We start from the raw sequence: 17,477 nt of genomic DNA, 5'->3' as shown, positions 1-17,477 counted from the left end.
GCACGCGACCGCCGTCGCCGCTCCCGTTCACGCCCTCGGACGGCGTCAGTCGGACGATTTCCTTCGCGTCCTCTGCACCGTCTGCATCGTCCCGGACGAACATCGGTCCGCTGGGCCGTTCCCAGGCCGTCGCGGAGGAGCCACTCTTCTCGCCCGTCCGGTAGATGGGACGTGGCTTCAACGGCTCGCTGGCCCGGCGCACCTCACGCCAGCGCCGGCCCGCGCGCGGCGGTCGCGCCGGGTTGGCCGAGCCGCGTAAACAAATCAGCCGTCATCGTCAAGAGATCCCGGCGGCCGGGACGTTCGTAGGTGCGATCTCGGCCCAAATCAGCGGGGAAGCGGCCGCCGCCGCGCGGGGTTTGGCCTCTCCCTCCGAACGACCGTTGCGCTTGACGTTCAGATGGACGACGCTGTGCGCCGCAGCCGGTGTCGGGCACGCTCCGGTTCGCGCTCCTTTTATCCACCGCGGGCCGTGACCAAGACACCCCCTCCTCCCATCACTGCCGGAACGGTCATCAATGACCGTTACGACATCCGTCAGAGCCTCGGTAAGGGCGGCATGGGCGAGGTCTTCCTGGCCTTCGATCGCTCGACGCAGCAGACCGTGGCCCTCAAGGTTGTCCGCGAAGAGTCGCGCATGCCAGGCGACGACGAGGCGCTTCGCCAGGAGCTCCTCCTCGCGCGCTCGGTGGGCCACCCGAACGTCTGTCGCGTGCACGACCTCGCGCCGAGCCCGTGGGGCCCCATCCTCGTGATGGAGCAGATCCCCGGGCAGACGCTCCACACGCACATCCGCAAGCGCAAGGCCCAGGGCGGCTACTCGGCGGACGAGTTTCGCAAGATCGCGAGCGAGGTCTGCAACGGGCTCGCGGCCATCCACGCGCAGGGCCTCGTGCACGGCGATCTGAAGCCGGGCAACGTGATGGTCTCCGAGGGCCGCGCGGTGATCCTCGACTTCGGCTTCGCCCAGGAGCGCGCGCGCGCCTCGGCGCGCCGCCCTGGCGCCCCGCCCGACGGCGGCACGCCGAACTACATGTCTCCCGAGCGGCTGCGCAACGGCGGCGCGAGCCCCGAGGACGACGTGTACGCCATGGCCTTGACCCTCTGGGAGATGTGGACCTGCCGCGTCCCGGAGCCCGGCTACAAGCCGCGGGTCAAGACGATGAAGCAGCAGATCATGTTCGACGTGCCGGCGGGCCTGTCGATCGACGAGGTGCGGCAGATCTTCCGCGGCCTCAACGAGGACCCGTCGATGCGGCCGCAGGCGCGGCACATGCGCTTCTTCAACCCGTCGCAGCTCACGACGAGCCCGATCCAGCTGCCGCGCGAGCGCCTCGATCCGGGCCCGCCGCCGGGCGGCGCGCTCAAGCTGAACTTCACCCCCGGGGCGCAGTCGCTGCTCGTGACGTACGCGACGAACGCGCCCGAGATCGTGGGCTCCCTGCTGCCGCTGCACGACACGAAGCTCGCGCTCGGCCGTCGCAGCGATCAGAGCCTGTGCGTGCCCGAGGCGACCGTCTCGGGGGCGCACGCGATCCTGAAGTGGCAGACGGGGTCGTGGTTCATCGAGGACCAGGGCAGCACGAACGGCAGCTACGCGGACTTCAACTACGAGCGCAAGTCGCAGGTCTCGCTGCTGCACGGCGGTGAGGTGCAGGTCGGCGAGTGCCGGATGAAGCTCGTGACGTTCGGCCCGGACTCGCCGCAGCACCGGCGCGCGAAGCAGTACCTCGCGAAGCGCGACGGCCTCACCGGCCTGCTCGTGCGCGAGCACCTGATGAAGGCGATCGACGAGGACGGCCTGTTCGCCGACTGGGCCGAGGTGCCGATGCAGGTCGCGCGGTACGAGCTGCGCGGGCCGAACCGCCAGGTCAGCGAGCGCCCGACCATCCTGGAGATGCTCGCCCTGCGGAAGGCGGCGCAGCGGGTGATCGATCTGACCGAGATGCTCCTGCTCAGCCTCACGCCGGCCGTCGCGGGCCGGACGGGGCCGCTCAAGTTCGTGGTCTCGATCGTGGGTCCGAGCATCGACGAGGCCCGTCACGTGGTCGAGCAGGTGGTCGCGCAGGTTCAGGGGATGCTCCCGGAGACGCTCGAGCTCGGCGCGACGCTGGTGAAGGGCGAGCCTGGGCGCCCTGCGCGGACGCTCATCGATTGAGCCTGAGCGCGTCCGATGAACAGCCGGCCTCCGTTCCCGTCCACCTCCAGTCCGCCGTCTCAGCCCTCGCCGTACCGCTACCTCGGTCGCGGTGGCAGCGAGCGCCCCGTGCGGCTCCAGATCATCATCGCGCTCGTCGCGGGCCTCATCGTGGTGGCGGTGCCGCTCTACCTGTGGCGGCGCCCGAAGCCCGAGTCGATCCCCTCCGCGGACGCCGCGACGGCTGACGCAGGCACCTACGCCTGGGACGCGGGCGCGCTCGCCGACGCGGGCGCCGAGCTGTCGGAGGGGGTCACGCTCTCGCCGTTCACCACGATCAAGTGCGAGAACCCCGGCCCGGGCACCACCCCGCCCGAGCGCTGCGATCACGTCACTTTCTTCGAGGACGGCCTGTCGCGCGCGATCCGCGACAACGTCCAGTGCGCCCCTTCCGGCAAGGCGGGCGTCACGGTGAGCTTCGTCCTCGAGATGGACTTCCGGCGCAAGCGGACCAACCTCTACGTGGGCAAGTCGACGACGGTGAGCCGCGCGAAGACGAAGGAGCTGCTCCGCTGCGTGAAGCGGGCCATGCCGACGCCCGACTGGGGGACGATCCCGCACCAGTACGTGAAGTACAAGATCAACGTCATGGCGACGTACCCTGCCAACGAGTCCTTCTGAGGCGAGAGGCTCGTGCGTAGCGCATCGATCGTCCTGGTGCGCTTCGCGCTCCCGGCCCTCGGGGCGCTCCTCGCGATCGAGGCGCAAGCCCAGCAGGGCGGGACGGCAGCGGCCGCCGGGAAGCAGGGGGGGCCGGCGGCGCCCGCCGCGCCGGCTCGGCGCGAGGGCTATTCGAGCTACGAGAGCGCCACCATCGAGCGTGTCCTGTCGCGCCTCGGCGCGACGCTCGATCCTGCCCCCGAGGGCAAGATCGTCGAGGGGATCGACGTGGTCCCGCTCGAGGTGATCGAGGACCGCGATCCTGCGCCGGCCTTCCTGAACTGGTTCCACGCCCTGTCGCGCCCGTACGTCATCCGGCGCGAGGTGCTGCTCGCGGCCGGGCGCCCTTACGAGCAGGCGCTCGCCGACGAGTCGGCGCGCAACCTGCGCGACCTGAGCCAGCTGTCGCTCGTCCTCGTCTTCGCCGTGCGAGGCGGCGCTCCGGATCGGGTGCGGGTCGCCGTCGTCACCAAGGACGTCTGGAGCCTGCGCCTCAACTCGGACTACCGCATCGCCGGCGGGCAGCTCGAGTACCTGTTCCTGCAGCCCAGCGAGCAGAACCTGCTCGGCGTCCACCACTCCGTCGCGGCGCAGCTCGCGCTCGATCCCGGCGCGCTCTCGTTCGGCGTCACCTACGCGATGCCGCGCATCGGGGGCAGCCACGTGCGGCTGCGGACCCAGGCGAACGCGATCATCGACCGGGAGACCGGCGAGTTCGAGGGCACGAGCGGCGAGTTCATCTACGGCCAGCCGCTCTACGCGACGCAGGCGGAGTGGGCCTGGGACCTCGAGATCTCCTGGCGTGACGAGGTGACCCGCCGCTTCGTCGGCACGAAGCTCGCCACCTTCGACGCGGAGGCGACGCCGAAGGACGATCGCGTCCCGTACCGCTACCGGAGCGATCTCCTGGTGGGCGGCTACGCCGTCACGCGCAGCTTCGGCGGCGGCGCGTCGAGGTCCTCGGCCGTGAAGCACGACATCTCGGTCGGCATCGAGGCGAGCCGCAAGGTCTATCGCCTCGACGCGCCCGGGGGTCTCCCCCCTGCCGCGATCGCCGAGTTCGAGGAGCGCGTGATGCCGGTGAGCGACACCCGCGTCGCGCCGACGTTCAAGTACGCGACGTACTCGACCCGCTTCTTGCGCGTCCTCGACTTCAACACGCTCGCGTTGCAGGAGGACTACCGGCTGGGGCACGAGCTCGCGATCCTGATCTATCCGGTCACGACCGCGCTCAACTCCAGCCGGAGCTTCCTCGGGATCTCCGCCGCGGCCGCGTACACCGTCGCGCTCGGCGACGGCCTCGCGCGCGCCGTGGTCGAGACCGTCACCGAGCTCGACGGCTCGCAGATCTTCGACGCCTCCATCGAGGCGCGCGCGCGGGTTCACACGCCGAGCTTCGGCGTCGGGCGGCTCGTGTTCGACGTGCGCCTGTTCGACCGATACAGGAACTACCTGAACAGGAAGCTGGTCCTCGGCGGCGACACCCGGCTCCGCGGGTACCCGACGGCGGCGTTCATCGGCGAGGACGTGCTCTCTGCGAACCTGGAGCTCCGCACGCGGCCCCTCGAGATCTGGTCGTGCCAGGTCGCGGGCGCGGCATTCTTCGACGCCGGCGACGCCTTCGACGGCTTCGACGATCTGCGCCTCAAGCAGTCGGCTGGCTTCGGGGTACGGGCCCTCTTCCCGCAGCTCAGCCGCGTCGTCATGCGCGCCGACTGGGGGGTGCCGCTGACGCGCGGCTACAAGGAGCCTGACGCGCTCCCCGGCGACATCCTCGTCACCTTCGAGCAGGCGTTTCCGATGCTCCCTGCGGACGAGTAGGGACACCGCCGGCGCCGGGCGGCGCCGGTGGACCGCTCGCGGCCGCTGCGACGCGCGCGCGGTGCGCCGAGAACGCGCCCCGGAGCGCTGGCGTCACCGGCTCTCGGTCGAGCGTCGCGAGCGTCTCGGCCGCCGGCCTGCCCGCGAGCACCGCGTGCCAGGCCCGCTCGAGCGCTCCCCGCAGGCGCGCGGCGTCGTCCTTCGGCGGCTCCTGCCGCTTGCCCTGGCCGGCCGTCTCCGCGCCGGGGCCTTCCGCGCGCGTTGCATGGAACGCCCGAGCGACGCTGCCGCGGTGCGTGTAGCGATCTCCCTCGAACCCCGCGACGTCGAGGAAATCCGGCGCGATGGGATCCCCCTCGTCCAGCGGGATCCGGCCGGCGAGCTCCAGGGTGCCATCCTGGTCGACGTCGAGCGCGAACCGCGGCGGCGCCGCGAGCTCGACGGCGTACCGGGCCGCGCCGAGCGGCTGCACGGCCCAGATCTCCAGCTCGCCTTCCTCGTTTCTGAGCACGACGTCCGGAGCGCCGTCTTGGTTGAGATCGGTCCCGGAGCGGAACACCCCGAGCTGCTCCGTCGCCTCCGGCTCGTGGCCGGGGAGGAGCGACGGTATCAGCTGGGTCGCCTGTCTGCGGTCCACGCGCCCGCTGTCGAGGGGCCCCGCGGCGATGACCACGCCGTGCGGCGTCGCCACGCGGACCGCCGAGGCGCGGCGCCCGAGCGCGTCGGTCCCGCTGTAGCCGCGCACCACCACCTCGCCGCCGCGCCGTAGCGCGCCGCGGAGCTCGACCTCGAGCTTCAGCCCGAGCTCGGCGGCCTCCACGTCGATGGCGTGCAGCCGAGCGTCGAGGTCCGGGGGCGCGACGAACGCGCCGAGCGTCGGTCTACCCGCTGCACCCCAGGGAGAAACCTGATGATCGCTGGCGCATGAGCTGGTGCAACTGACGCAGACGACGCAGACGAGGCGTAGAACGCCCATCGTCAGCGAGAGCTTTTCTGTTACGGTTCCCGTCCGCATGCGCCTGCTAGTAGCCGACAAAATGGACCTCTCGGCTCTGGAAGAGCTCAAGGTGCTCGGGATCGAGATCGAGTCCCGGCCGGAGCTCACCAGAGACACGCTGCCGGCGGCTCTCGAGGGGATCGGCATTCTCGTCGTTCGTTCCACGGAGGTCACGGCGAAGGCGATCGCGTCCGGGCGACAGCTCAACCTGATCGTGAGGGCAGGGGTCGGCGTGGGGACGATCGACGTCGCGGCCGCGAGCGCGCGCGGCGTCTACGTGGCGAACTGTCCCGGCAAGAACGCGACCGCGGTGGCAGAGCTGACGATGGCGTTCATCCTCGCGCTGGACCGCCGCCTGGTCGATGCGACGTCGGAGCTCCGGGCCGGCCGCTGGGAGAAGGCGAAGTACTCGGTGGCCCGTGGCCTGTTCGGTCGGCGGATCGGGATCGCGGGGCTCGGCGCGATCGGCCGTGAGGTGCTCCTGCGCGCCCGCGCGTTCGGGCTCGAGCCGCACGCCTGGTCGCGCTCGTTGACGCCGGGCCGCGCCGCCAAGCTGGACGTCAGCTATGCGCGGACCTTGGAGGATCTGGCTGCCCGCTCTGACATCTTCACCGTCCACCTGACGGCCACCCCGCAGACGCGCGGTATCGTCAGCCGGAGCGTCCTCGAGGCGCTTCCCGACGGCGCCATCGTCGTGAACGCCGCGCGCCCCGAGGTGATGGACTACGCCGCGCTCGAGGAGCTCATCCCGCGCAAGGGGCTGCGGGTCGGCCTTGACGTGTTCGCCACCGAGCCTGACAAGAGCTCGGCGCCGTTCGAGTCGCATCTCCTCGGGCGAGGGCTCGTCTACGGCACCCCGCACGTCGGCGCGCAGACGGAGCAGGCCCAGCGCGCGGTCGCCCTCGAGACGGCCCGGATCATCCGTGCCTTCATGACGGAGGAGGAGCTGCCCAACGTGGTCAATATCTGCGCCACGTCGCCCGCCCGCTACGCGGTCGTCGTCCGAATGATGGACAAGGTCGGCGTCCTCGCGAACACCCTCAGCGTCATGAAACGCCACGGGATCAACATCGAGGAGATTTCAAACACCGTCTTCGAGGGGGCCACTGCGACCTGCACGAAGATGCGCGTCTCCGGCCGGCCGAGCGAGGCCTGTCTGAAGGAAATCGCGGCGTTCGAGGAGGTCCTGCACGTCGATATCGTCGCGCTGCCGAATCTGGCATAACGCTGACGGACCCGGCGGACGCGTCGCGTGACTGCCGCGCGGCGGGGAGCGCTCCAGCGCTGACGCGCTGCTGGCCGTCGCGAGGACGCGAGGAGGAACCGGCGGGAGATCTCCGGCCGTGCAGGGGCGGTTTGCCCGTATCCCCCCTTGCATGAGGGCCCGCACTCGACTAGGTTGTCCGCCGACAACTAGGCGGATCCGCGAGCCGGGTTCCCAGTTCGGGGAATCGGCTCTTTTTTTTTGGCGCAGAGGCACCGGGCACCCTCGCTCGGGGCCGATCGCGCTGGGAGGACCTGGATCCGCCGAAAGTGACGTCTCTCACATGCAGCAACCCATGGAGCCTTCGACCAGAGCCGTGTTCGATCTCGGGCGCGTTCGCGACGCCGTCGCGCCGGTGCTGGCCTCGCATGGGATCACGCTCGTCGATCTGGAGTGGATCACGGAGCGGGCGGGCTGGACGCTGCGGTTCACGATCGAGCGCGAGGGGGCGGACGACGCGGGCGGCGGGGTCACGCTCGAGGACTGCGCGGACGTGTCGCGCGAGATCTCGTCGGTCCTCGACGTCGAGGATCTCATACCCAACCATTACAACCTCGAGGTCAGCTCGCCTGGCCTCGACCGGCGGCTGCGTACAGCGGCCGAGTTCGCTCGTTTCCTCGGCAGGACAGTGAAGGTGAAGCTGGCACGCCCCGCACCGGACGGTCAGCGGTTGCTCCGGGGCGAGCTCCTCGAGGCTCCGGAGGGGCAGGTCGCGGTGCTGGTCGACGGCAAGCGGATCGCGGTCCCGTTCGCAGATGTCGTGGAGGCGCGCCTCGTCTTCGAGCTCACGGCGCAGCCCAAGAAGGGGCAGCGGCAGGGCAAGGAGCCGGCTAAGGAGTCGGGGCAGAAGAAGCAGCTCGCGGAGGCGGCTCCGCGGTCGGGCTCAAAGCGGAGCGAGCGCGGCTCCGAGAAGCGCAAGTAGAGAGAAGAAAGATCAGGAGACAGGGACGTCATGGCAACGATGGCAGCGATGCCGACCTCGGAGACGAGCCTCGGCAGCATCCTCGATCAGGTCGCGAAGGAGAAGGGGATCGACAAGAAGATCCTCGTCGAGACGATCGAGGCCGCGATCTTGAAGGCCGCGCAGAGCGTCTTCGGCCCCACCCGCGAGCTCGAGGCGCGCTTCAACGAGGACACCGGGCAGATCGACCTCTTCCAGTACATGACCGTGGTCGAGGCCGTGACGGAGCCGGAGCGCGAGATCTCCATCACTGACGTGGACAAGCTGAAGCTGGATGCGACCCTGGGCGAGGAGCTCGGCTTCCAGGTCTTCTGGCGGCCCGAGGACGCGGAGAAGGCGCGCGATCAGGACAAGGAATACGGCGACATCCTGAAGCTCAAGCACGGCCGCACGACCTTCGGGCGCATCGCCGCGCAGACGGCGAAGCAGGTCCTGCTGCAGCGCGTGCGCGACGCCGAGCGCGATCTCATCTTCAACGAGTACAAGGATCGCAAGGGCGAGCTCATCCGCGGCATCGTGCGGCGGTTCGAGAAGGGCAACAACATCATCGTCGACATCGGCCGCACCGAGGGCGTGCTCACGTTCCGCGAGCAGACGCCGCGCGAGACGTACCGGCCCGGGGACCGCATCGTGGCGTACGTGAAGGACATCGATCGCGAGGCCCGCGGCCCGCAGGTCATCCTCTCTCGCTCCGATCCCCGGCTCGTCGAGAAGCTCTTCGAGGCCGAGGTCCCCGAGATCTACGAGGGCATCGTGCGGATCGTGTCGGTCGCCCGGGAGCCGGGCGCCCGCTCGAAGATCGCGGTGACCAGCCGCGACGCAGACGTCGATCCGGTGGGCGCGTGCGTGGGCATGAAGGGCTCGCGCGTGCAGGCGGTCGTCCAGGAGCTCCGCGGCGAGAAGATCGACATCGTGCCGTTCGATCGCGATCCGGCGCGCTACGTCATCGCCGCGATCCAGCCGGCCGAGGTGCACAAGGTGATCGTCGACGAGGCCGACGGGCGCATGGAGCTCGTGGTGCCGGACGAGAAGCTGTCGCTCGCGATCGGGCGCAAGGGCCAGAACGTGCGGCTCGCCGCGCAGCTGACGAACTGGAAGCTCGACATCATCAGCGAGACCAAGTTCAAGCAGATGGAAGAAGAGGCGATCTCCGCCTTGCAGCAGATGGACGTGGTGACGGAGCAGATCGCCAAGTCCATGTACCGGCTCGGCTTCCGCGCGCTCGAGGAGGTCAGCGAGGCCTCGATCGAGGAGCTCGCGGCCATCCCGGGTCTCGGCGGCGTCGAGGCCGCCGATCGCATCAAGTCGCAGGCGGACACGACGATGGAGCGGCTGCGGCAGGAGCGCATCCGCTCCGCGAGCTCGCGCACCGAGCCGCTCACCGACCGCGAGCGGCTGATGTTCATCCGTGGCGTCGGCGATCGGACGGTGGTGTTGCTCGAGGAGGCCGGGTACCGCAGCGTCGAGGACGTGCTGCGGGAGGACGAGGATCGGCTGGCGATCCGCACCGGCCTCGGCATCAAGAAGGCGCGCGCCATCAAGCAGGGGGCGCGGGATTTCGTTGAAAGCGAGCAGAAGGTGCTCGATGCGGCGCGGGCGGACGTTCGTCGCGCCGCAGACGTGAGGCACGCGTAGGCTGCGAGGAGAAGTAGAGGGCCGAGGATGGGATCAGCAGTGAGCAGACAGAGCGACGCGGGTGAGCGTGAGCCCTTCGAGAAGGGGCGAGTGCGCACGTGCGTCGGCTGCGGGGAGCGCGTCGGCGTCGACGACGTCCGCGGCGCTCGTCCGCTCGTCCGGCTCATCCTTGGTCCCGGCGGTGTGGTCGCGGTCGATCCGGGCGACGGCGGGTTCGGGCGGGGCGCACACGTCCACCCGCAGCAGGACTGCCTCTCGGCGGCGGTCGCCCGGGGGCTCGCCCGCGCCGCGAAGGGACGTGTCCACGCGATCGTGGGGGCCGCTGGAGGAGGCGCCGAGGGCGCCGGCGATCAGGCGCGGGGCGTCGAGCCGCTCACGACCGTCTCGCTGGCGCGGGCGATCCGAGGGGCTACCGAGCGCCGGCTCCACGGGCTCGTCCGTGCCGCCGTCCGCTCCCAGAGCGCGGCGATCGGCGCCGATGCGGTCGTTGGGTCGTGCGTGCGCGGTGAGGCCGCGCTCGTCCTGGTCGCGTGCGACGCCGCGGCAGGCGCGGATCTGCCGGAGGTCCGGCGCGCCGTCGCCGAAGGGCGCGCCGTCGCGTGGGGCAGCAAGCAGGGGCTCGGCGCCCTGGCGGGCGGCCCGCGCGAGCGCGGCGTGGCCGTGATGGCGATCTCGGCGGCGTCGATCGCCGCTGCCGTCGCGAACGCAGCGCACGTCGTGGACACGTGCGCGCGCGTCGAGCGGGGCGAGGACGCCGCGGAGGGTGGGCGCCGCGGCGCCGGTCGCAGGGGGCGGCCTTCGCGCAGCGCGGCCGCCCGATCGGAGGAGGGCGAGAGCCCCGAGCATCGGAAGGCGCCGCCTGGCCATGCTGGCCTCTCGCGTCGCCGAGGGCCGGGGACGTCAGGCGTGGAGCGCGAGAACCCCGAGGCCGGGGTTCTCTCGGCGTCCGAGGATGTCGGGGGAAGACCCGGCAGCCTGGAGGGCGCGCTTACCAGCCGCGAGGAGCGGCGGGTGCCGGAGAGTGGGTCCGGTCGGCTTCTTGCTACTGCGCCGGGCATGGGGGGAGGCGGTGCGGTCGGGGGCAGGGCGGCGGTGTCCGGTTCTACCGGACGCGCCTCGACGGTCGACAGAGTGGCCGCAAATCGTCGCCCGCGCGGATGGGTGAGGCGGATTGGTTAACGTGGAGCGAGGTGCATGAGCAAAGTCCGGGTCTACGAGGTCGCCAAGCAGCTGAATATGGACCAGAAGACGCTGGTCGCGCTCTTCCAGTCCATGGGTATAGGCGACGTGCGCAATCACATGAGCGCCGTCGAGTCCGACGTCGTCGAGCGGGTGAAGCGGCACCTCGAGCGGCAAAAGTCGCCTGAGGTGGTGGAGGAGAGGATCCGCCCCACGGTCGTCAAGCGTCGCGCACGGCCCGGGGCCGAGCCCGAGCCGTCCTCGCCAGGCCGCGGGCCTGACCTGTCGGAGGCGCCCGTTCGCGCTGCTCCGGAGCCTGCGCCCTCTCGGCCTGCGGCTGAGCCCGCTCTGGCTTCGTCGCCGCCCGAGCGCGCCGCTCAGGAAGAAGCGCCGCCCCGTCGCCCCGTTGCGCCGCCCGCCGCTCCCGTCGCAGCGCCCTCGGCGCCGGCCCCCGAGCCGGTCGTCGCCGTGAGCCCGCGCGAGCCTGCTCCCGCACCCGCGCCCAATGCGCCTGCCCCGGCGATGCCGCCTGTTGCGGCTGCGCCCCCTGCGCCGCCGCCCCCGGCGGCTCCCGCTCCCGCAGCAACCGCGCCTGCCGCGGCGTCCGCGGCCGCGGAGGAGACGAAGGTGACCTCGCCCGAGCCGAAGCCTGCGCCGCCTGTCGCGGCGCCGCCTGCCACCGCCGCCGCGCCGGCGCCCGTCCCCGCTGCGGCTGCGCCCGAGGCGCCAGCTGCCGCCCCCGCGCAGGCGGCTGCGCCCGCGCCGATCCCTGCGCCTGCCGCAGCGGCGCCCGCCGCAGCGCCTGCGCCTGCCGCAGCGCCTGCGCCTGCGCCTGCCGCAGCAGCCGCAGCGCCCGGAGCAGCCGCAGCGCCCGGAGCAGCCGCGGCGCAGACGCCGACGCGGCCGCAAGCCGCGCCCTCGGCGCCCGCGCCTGCTCCAGCGCACGGGGCGTCGCGGCCGACGTCGCCGCCGCCCGCGCCGCAGCGGCCTGCAGCTCCGGCCGCCGCCCGCCCGGGCGCTCGGCCGACCACGCCGCCTTCGCCCGCGGCCAAGCCGGAAGATCCGGCCGGCACGCCGGGACAGGCGCCGCGCCGCCCGTCCTCGCCGCCGAAGACCGGCATTGAGGTCTGGCAGGGGCGTCCGGGCGTCACGATGCCGGCTCCCCGCACCGGCACGCCGCCGGCGCGGCGCACGACCTACGATCCGCGCGCCAACGCCCAGCAGGCACGCCCTGGTGGTCCCAGCTTCGGTCCAGGCGGCCGGCCCATGGGCGGTCGGAACACCCGCCCCGGGATGTTCGGGCGGCAGCGCCCGGGTGGCGGTCTCCCGCGCAAGCCGGTCCAGGTCTCCACGCAGGAGATGGCCTCGCACAAGAAGGTCATCAAGATCGAGGAGCAGGTCACTCTCCAGCAGCTCGCCGCGAAGATGAGCCTGAAGGCGACGGACGTGCTCATGCGGCTCCTGTCGATGGGCATGACGGGCGTGAACATCAACAGCACGCTCGACGCCGAAACCGCGAAGATCCTCGCGAGCGAGTTCGGCTGGAGCGTCGAGGACGTGGCCGTCAGCGAGCAGGACACGCTGAGCGCGGCCATGCAGGCCGGGGCCGACACCGACGAGGAGGTGGAGATCCGTCCGCCCATCGTCACCGTCATGGGTCACGTCGACCACGGCAAGACGTCGCTGCTCGACAGGATCCGGAAGGCCACGGTCGCCGAGGGCGAAGCCGGCGGGATCACCCAGCACATCGGCGCTTACCGCGTCGAGACGCCGCGCGGCACGATCGCCTTCCTCGACACGCCGGGCCACGAGGCGTTCACGGCGATGCGCGCCCGCGGCGCCTCGCTCACCGACATCGTGATCCTGGTGGTCGCGGCCGACGACGGCGTGATGCCTCAGACCAAGGAGGCGATCTCGCACGCCCAGGCCGCGAAGGTGCCGATCCTCGTCGCGGTGAACAAGATCGACAAGCCGGGCGCCGACGCCGACAAGATCAAGCGCGACCTCGCCGCGCTCGGGTTGCAGCCCGAGGAGTGGGGCGGCGAGACGATGTTCTGCAGCGTGTCGGCGAAGTTGGGGCAGGGCATCGACCAGCTCCTCGAGTCGGTCCTGCTCCTCGCCGAGGTCCAGGACCTCCGCGCCAACCCGAAGAAGCGCGCCAGCGGCACCGTCATCGAGGCGCTGCTCGATCGTGGCCGCGGCCCGGTCGCGCGCGTCATGGTCCAGGACGGCACGCTCCGCACGGGCGACATCCTCCTGGCCGGCGCCGCGTGGGGCAAGGTCCGGGCGATGACCGACGAGCTCGGGCGCTCCGTCGCCGAGGCCGGCCCCGCGACGCCCGTCGAGGTCCTCGGCCTCAACGAGGTGCCGAGCGCGGGCGATCCCGTCCACGCCGTCAAGGACGGGAAGACCGCGGAGGAGATCGCCGAGACCCGCCGCAAGAAGGCGTCGAAGACGCTCATCCCGCAGGATTCGCGCGTCTCGCTCGAGTCCATCACGAAGAACCTGCAGGAGGCCGATCAGCTCGAGCTCAAGCTGATCATCAAGGGCGACGTGCAGGGCTCGGTCGAGGCGATCATCCACGCGCTGGCGAAGCTCTCGACCCAGAAGGTGAAGGTCACGATCGTGAACGGCGCCGTCGGCGGCATCACCGAGGGCGACGTCAACCTGGCGGTCGCGTCGAAGGCGATCATCGTCGGCTTCAACGTCAGGCCGGCCGGCAAGGCGGGCGCTCTGGCCGAGAACGAAGGCGTCGAGATCCGGCTCTACAACATCATCTACAACGCCGTCGACGACATCCGGAGCGCGATGGAGGGGCTGCTCCCCGCGACCAAGGTGGAGAAGGTCCTCGGCCGCGCCGAGGTCCGCCAGGTCTTCAAGATCACGAAGGCGGGCACGGTCGCCGGCTGCATGGCCATCAGCGGCTCGGTCAAGCGCACCGGCGAGGCGCGCCTCATCCGGGACAACGCCGTGGTCTGGACGGGTCGCCTGTCCGGGTTGCGCCGGTTCAAGGATGACGTGAAAGAGGTGGTCGAGGGGTTCGAGTGCGGTATCTCGCTCGACGGCTACTCGGACATCAAGGAGCGCGACATCATCGAGAGCTTCGAGATCGAAGAGGTCAAGACGAAGCTCTGAGCCTCATCCGATGTTCGTGGGTGTACTCCGTCTCCGTCTCGATATCGTCGGGGCCCGCTCCCTCAAGGACAAGCGCAGCGTGGTGCGCTCCTTGAAGGAGCGGGCGCAGAGCCGGATGCGCGTGTCGATCGCCGAGGTCGGCGTGCTCGACGATCCGAGGCGGGCGACGCTCGGCGTCGCGGTCGTCTCGAACTCGGCGGTCATGTGCGACAAGGTCCTCGCGGACGTGGCCGCGATGGCAGGGTCGCTGCCGCACGCTGTCCTCACGGATCGGGCGACCGAGATCGTGCCGTTCGGCGATGGAGGCGCTGGGGTGCAGGGCGGCATCGAGCAGGCGCTCGGCCGTGACGATGGAGATCTGGGAGCGTCCTCGAACATGTTCGAGGACGCAGAGGACGACGAATGAGCGGCGTGGTGAAGCGGGCGACGCGGGTCGCCGAGCGGCTCCGTGAGGATCTGTCCAACCTGCTCCGGGATCTGCGTGACCCGCGGATCGCCGGCGTGCTCGTGTCGCGCGTGGAGATCACCGACGACCTGCAGAGCGCGAAGGTCCACGTGCGCCACGAGTTCGGCGCGGAGGACGCCGCGGCGCGCCGCGCCCTGCTCAAGGGGCTAGACGCGGCGTCGGGCCGGCTGCGCAGGGACGTCGCCCGCACGATGGGGCTGCGCGTGGTGCCGACGCTGCGCTTCTTTTACGACGAGGGGCCGGACGCCGAGCGGCGGATCGAGGAGCTGCTCCGAGAGATCAAGGACGGCTCGGGCGGCGAGCGCTCCTAGAGCGACGGTTACCCGCTTCGGATACGGGCCCACCTCGACGTTTTCGGTGCTCAGCGCACCGGAGTGCGCTTGCGCGCCGAAAACGCCGATCTGGGCCCGTCTCCTGTGCGGGAGACCGTCGCTCTGCTCGGCATGGTGCTGAGGTGGGCGGAAACGGCTGTAGAGCGGGGTCGAGCGGCGCGCGGCCGAAGCTCGGGCGCGCTCACCGCGAGATGAGCCGCTCGATCGCCTGCGCGGGCTCGAGGTCGAAGCGCCACGGTCCCATCTTCGTCGGGGCGTCGAGCGCCACCTTCAGCGCGCTGAGGAACTCGCGCCGCCGCCACTCCACGGCGCCGAATCGCTCCAGGTGGTCCGTGTACACCTGGCAGTCCACCAGCGCGAAGTCCCAGGCGACGAGGTTCCCGAGGAGCGTCGCGAACGCGACCTTCGAGGCGTCGGGCGCGCGTGCGAACATCGACTCGCCGAAGAACATTCGCCCCAGCGACACGCCGTAGAGGCCGCCGACGAGCTCGCCGTTCGACCACGCCTCGATGCTGTGCGCGACCCCGGCGGCGTGCAGCGCCGTGTAGCCGGCGATGAGCTCCTCGGTGATCCACGTGCCGTTCTGCCCAGGGCGCGGCGCGGCGCTGCAGGCCTGCATGACCCGCTCGAACGCCGTATCGGTCCGCACCTCGATCTCGCCCCGGCGCACCCGCTTGCGCAGCGAGTGCGGGACGTGCGCCTCGCGCGGCGGCAGGACGAAGCGCGGATCCGGGGAGAACCAGAGCAGCGGCAGCCCCTCGTGAGGCCAGGGGAAGATGCCCCGGCGGTAGCCGGCCAGCAGCCGCTCCGGCGAGGCCTCGCCGCCCACGGCCACGATCCCCTCCGGGGTCGCGCGCTCTGGCGGAGGGAAGTCGAGCTTGCTCGTGAGCACCGGGACCCGCATTGCTGTGGGATCGAATCCTCCCAAAAGAGCGCGCGGTTGCAAAGCGTCGCCCGCCGCGCGCTCAGGAGGCGCACAGGTAGTCGGAGCCCTCGACGAAGCCGCGCGCCGCGAGGTGGCCGCGGATGAGCGCGCGCGCCCCCCGCGCCCCCACGGCGACGACGAGGGTCTCTGCCCCGCGCTCCAGCCGCGACGGGTCGACGATCGGCGCGCCCTGCGCGATCCGGCCGATCTTGCGCGGATCGATGTCCACGAACCGCGCGGGCGCCACGCCGTTCCGGGCGAGCGCCCTCGCCAGCCGCCGGCCTGTCTTTCCCGCGCCCCACACGGCCACCGGGCGCGCTGGGCGCAGCTTCCTCGCAAGATAGTGCGCCTTTGCCTCGAGGAACCTCGCGATCGCGTACCGCGGATCGGCGAAGGTGGCGCGCCCCTCGCGGTGCCGCCAGCGCAGGCCGAGCTCCGGGAGCTTCGCCATCCGCGCGCCCGCGGCGTCGAGGCGCAGCCACAGGTCGTAGTCCTCCGCCCACGGGACCTCCCGGAACCCGCCCACCTGCTCCAGCGCGCTCCGCCGCAGCATCACCGACGGGTGGCACAGCGGGGACTCCACGAACATCTCGCGCGCGTGGTCCTCCGGGGTGACGATCGAGTTCAGCCAGTCGACGTAGCGCAGCATGCCCTCGCCGATCGGCCCGGCAGCGAACGCCTCGACGCGGGCTCCGACGACGTCGAGCCGCGGATCCCGGAGGAGCATCTCCGCTTGTCGCGCGAGCCGCTCGCCGACCGAGATGTCGTCGCCGTCCATGCGGGCGAGGAGCTCGCCGCGCGCAGCCTCCGCCGCCCGCGAGAGCGCCTGTGCGATCCCCACACCGCCCGTCGCGACCTGGAGGACGCGGCGATCGCGCTGCGCGATGCGCGCGACCCTGGCAGGGCCGCCGTCCGTCGAGCCGTCGTCCACGGCGACCACCTCCAGGTCGACCGCGCGCTCGGCGAGCACGCTCTCCAGCGCCTCCTCGATCGTCGCTTCCGCCTGCCGGTACGGGAGCAAGACGGAGACGAGCGGCGCCACGCGGAGACCATGGCGGCGCGCCCGCGCAGCGTCCACAAGAACGGGCGCGGACGCCTAGCGCTTCTTGAAGTCGCCGAGGTGCGTGATGTACCAGCGGCCCTGCCACGAGATGATCGTGTGGACGTCCAGGCTCGCCGGCTTCCCGTCGATCTCGTACTTCAGCTTGCCGTGAAAGGAGCGGTAATAGCCGATCTTGTTGGCCTCGTCCCCCGGAGGCACCCACTTCGGCTTGGAGCCCACCACGAAGCTGACGAACCGCGCCCCCTCCCAGCTCTTGCGCTTCCGATGCATCGACTTCACGTCGTTCACGTAAGCGGCGTGGAGGTTGTCCCAGTACTTGCCGGGGTCCTTCACGTCCTTGAGCGGGATGAACGGCTCCTTGGGGAACCAGAAGGGCTCGGCCAGCGCCGGCTCCTTCTTCGCGATGGCGTCGAACAACGCCCTGGCTCGCGCCGTGAGCTCCTCGCTCTCGAGCGCCGGCAGGATCTTGTTGTCCGCGCGGGCGGAGGTCGCGGCGCTCGCGTCGGCGCCTGCGCTGGGCTCCGCTCCTGGGCCTGGCGACGCGTCGGCCGCGGGCGCCTCGGCGGCCCCGCGATCGCCCCCGTCCTGCGGCGGCTCCGGCGCGCTTGCGTCCTCGGGGCGAGGCGTTGACGCCACCTCAGCCGCGCTGGCCCCTGCCGTCGCTGCTGCCGCCGTGGGCGCGGCGCCGACGGAGGAGGGCCGGGTGCTCTCGGCTGGCCGGGCATCGGGCGCCGGGGTGGGCGCCGCGCAACCCGCCACCACCGCCAGCGCGGTCGCGATGACCTGCTTGATCATGCGCGTGCCCTATCGCAGCGCCCCGGCGCCGACAAGCGACGCCGAGG

The 17,477-nt window shown here is 71.4% G+C and carries 14 protein-coding genes; 10 read left to right on the top strand and 4 right to left on the bottom strand.

The features are described 5' to 3' along the window. The first annotated feature begins 472 nt into the window (after nt 1-472). The 3 genes from WME73_RS32315 to WME73_RS32305 are packed head-to-tail and all read left to right on the top strand — an operon-like array spanning nt 473 to nt 4,678. Complete coding sequence (locus WME73_RS32315) at nt 473-2,158, top strand: FHA domain-containing serine/threonine-protein kinase (protein WP_012238434.1); 1,686 nt, start codon at nt 473-475, stop codon at nt 2,156-2,158. 15 nt (nt 2,159-2,173) lie between these two features. Continuing rightward, nucleotides 2,174-2,818, top strand: a complete 645-nt coding sequence (locus WME73_RS32310) for a hypothetical protein (RefSeq protein WP_437912029.1) — start codon at nt 2,174-2,176, stop codon at nt 2,816-2,818. A 12-nt stretch (nt 2,819-2,830) separates the two neighbouring features. Beyond that, on the top strand, nt 2,831-4,678 hold the full coding sequence (locus WME73_RS32305) for a hypothetical protein (protein WP_437740196.1): 1,848 nt from the start codon (nt 2,831-2,833) through the stop codon (nt 4,676-4,678). Here the strand turns inward: WME73_RS32305 and WME73_RS32300 are convergent. Continuing rightward, on the bottom strand, nt 4,635-5,654 hold the full coding sequence (locus tag WME73_RS32300; RefSeq protein ID WP_437912028.1) for an FG-GAP repeat domain-containing protein: 1,020 nt from the start codon (nt 5,652-5,654) through the stop codon (nt 4,635-4,637). The genes WME73_RS32305 and WME73_RS32300 overlap by 44 nt on opposite strands. Between WME73_RS32300 and WME73_RS32295 the strand changes: the two genes are divergently transcribed. From WME73_RS32295 to rbfA, 7 genes are all read left to right on the top strand, one after another. After that, nucleotides 5,611-6,900 carry a phosphoglycerate dehydrogenase gene (locus WME73_RS32295; RefSeq protein ID WP_437740194.1) on the top strand — a complete coding sequence of 430 codons (1,290 nt, stop codon included), beginning with the start codon at nt 5,611-5,613 and terminating at the stop codon, nt 6,898-6,900. The genes WME73_RS32300 and WME73_RS32295 overlap by 44 nt on opposite strands. A gap of 334 nt (nt 6,901-7,234) precedes the next feature. Next, nucleotides 7,235-7,861 carry a ribosome maturation factor RimP gene (gene rimP / locus WME73_RS32290; protein ID WP_437912027.1) on the top strand — a complete coding sequence of 209 codons (627 nt, stop codon included), beginning with the start codon at nt 7,235-7,237 and terminating at the stop codon, nt 7,859-7,861. Between the two features lie 30 nt (nt 7,862-7,891). Further along, nucleotides 7,892-9,535 (top strand): transcription termination factor NusA, encoded by a 1,644-nt coding sequence (gene nusA, locus WME73_RS32285; RefSeq protein ID WP_437740192.1) that lies wholly within the window; start codon nt 7,892-7,894, stop codon nt 9,533-9,535. Between the two features lie 27 nt (nt 9,536-9,562). Continuing rightward, the gene (locus WME73_RS32280) at nt 9,563-10,714 is read left to right on the top strand and encodes a YlxR family protein (protein ID WP_437912026.1); all 1,152 of its coding nucleotides are present in this window, start codon (nt 9,563-9,565) and stop codon (nt 10,712-10,714) included. 15 nt (nt 10,715-10,729) lie between these two features. Next, nucleotides 10,730-13,849: a translation initiation factor IF-2 gene (gene infB, locus WME73_RS32275; protein ID WP_437740190.1), complete on the top strand. Its 3,120-nt coding sequence runs from the start codon at nt 10,730-10,732 to the stop codon at nt 13,847-13,849. A 10-nt stretch (nt 13,850-13,859) separates the two neighbouring features. Continuing rightward, on the top strand, nt 13,860-14,255 hold the full coding sequence (locus tag WME73_RS32270) for a DUF503 domain-containing protein (RefSeq protein WP_437740189.1): 396 nt from the start codon (nt 13,860-13,862) through the stop codon (nt 14,253-14,255). Continuing rightward, on the top strand, nt 14,252-14,626 hold the full coding sequence (rbfA, locus tag WME73_RS32265; protein WP_437740188.1) for a 30S ribosome-binding factor RbfA: 375 nt from the start codon (nt 14,252-14,254) through the stop codon (nt 14,624-14,626). The genes WME73_RS32270 and rbfA overlap by 4 nt, the downstream gene beginning before the upstream one ends. Nucleotides 14,627-14,828: 202 nt before the next feature. Here rbfA and aat read toward each other — a convergent pair whose 3' ends face one another. From aat to WME73_RS32250, 3 genes are all read right to left on the bottom strand, one after another. Then, complete coding sequence (gene aat, locus WME73_RS32260; RefSeq protein ID WP_437912025.1) at nt 14,829-15,551, bottom strand: leucyl/phenylalanyl-tRNA--protein transferase; 723 nt, start codon at nt 15,549-15,551, stop codon at nt 14,829-14,831. A gap of 61 nt (nt 15,552-15,612) precedes the next feature. Beyond that, nucleotides 15,613-16,614, bottom strand: a complete 1,002-nt coding sequence (locus WME73_RS32255; RefSeq protein ID WP_437740186.1) for a glycosyltransferase — start codon at nt 16,612-16,614, stop codon at nt 15,613-15,615. Nucleotides 16,615-16,668: 54 nt separating this feature from the next. Then, nucleotides 16,669-17,430 (bottom strand): hypothetical protein, encoded by a 762-nt coding sequence (locus WME73_RS32250; RefSeq protein WP_437912024.1) that lies wholly within the window; start codon nt 17,428-17,430, stop codon nt 16,669-16,671. Between the last annotated feature and the right edge of the window lie 47 nt (nt 17,431-17,477).

Source organism: Sorangium sp. So ce302, assembly GCF_051530145.1.
Taxonomy (GTDB): Bacteria; Myxococcota_A; Polyangia; order Polyangiales; family Polyangiaceae; genus Sorangium; species Sorangium cellulosum_B.
The sequence above is the reverse complement of the archived record's forward strand: the minus strand, read 5'-3'. Positions and strand labels throughout refer to the sequence as shown.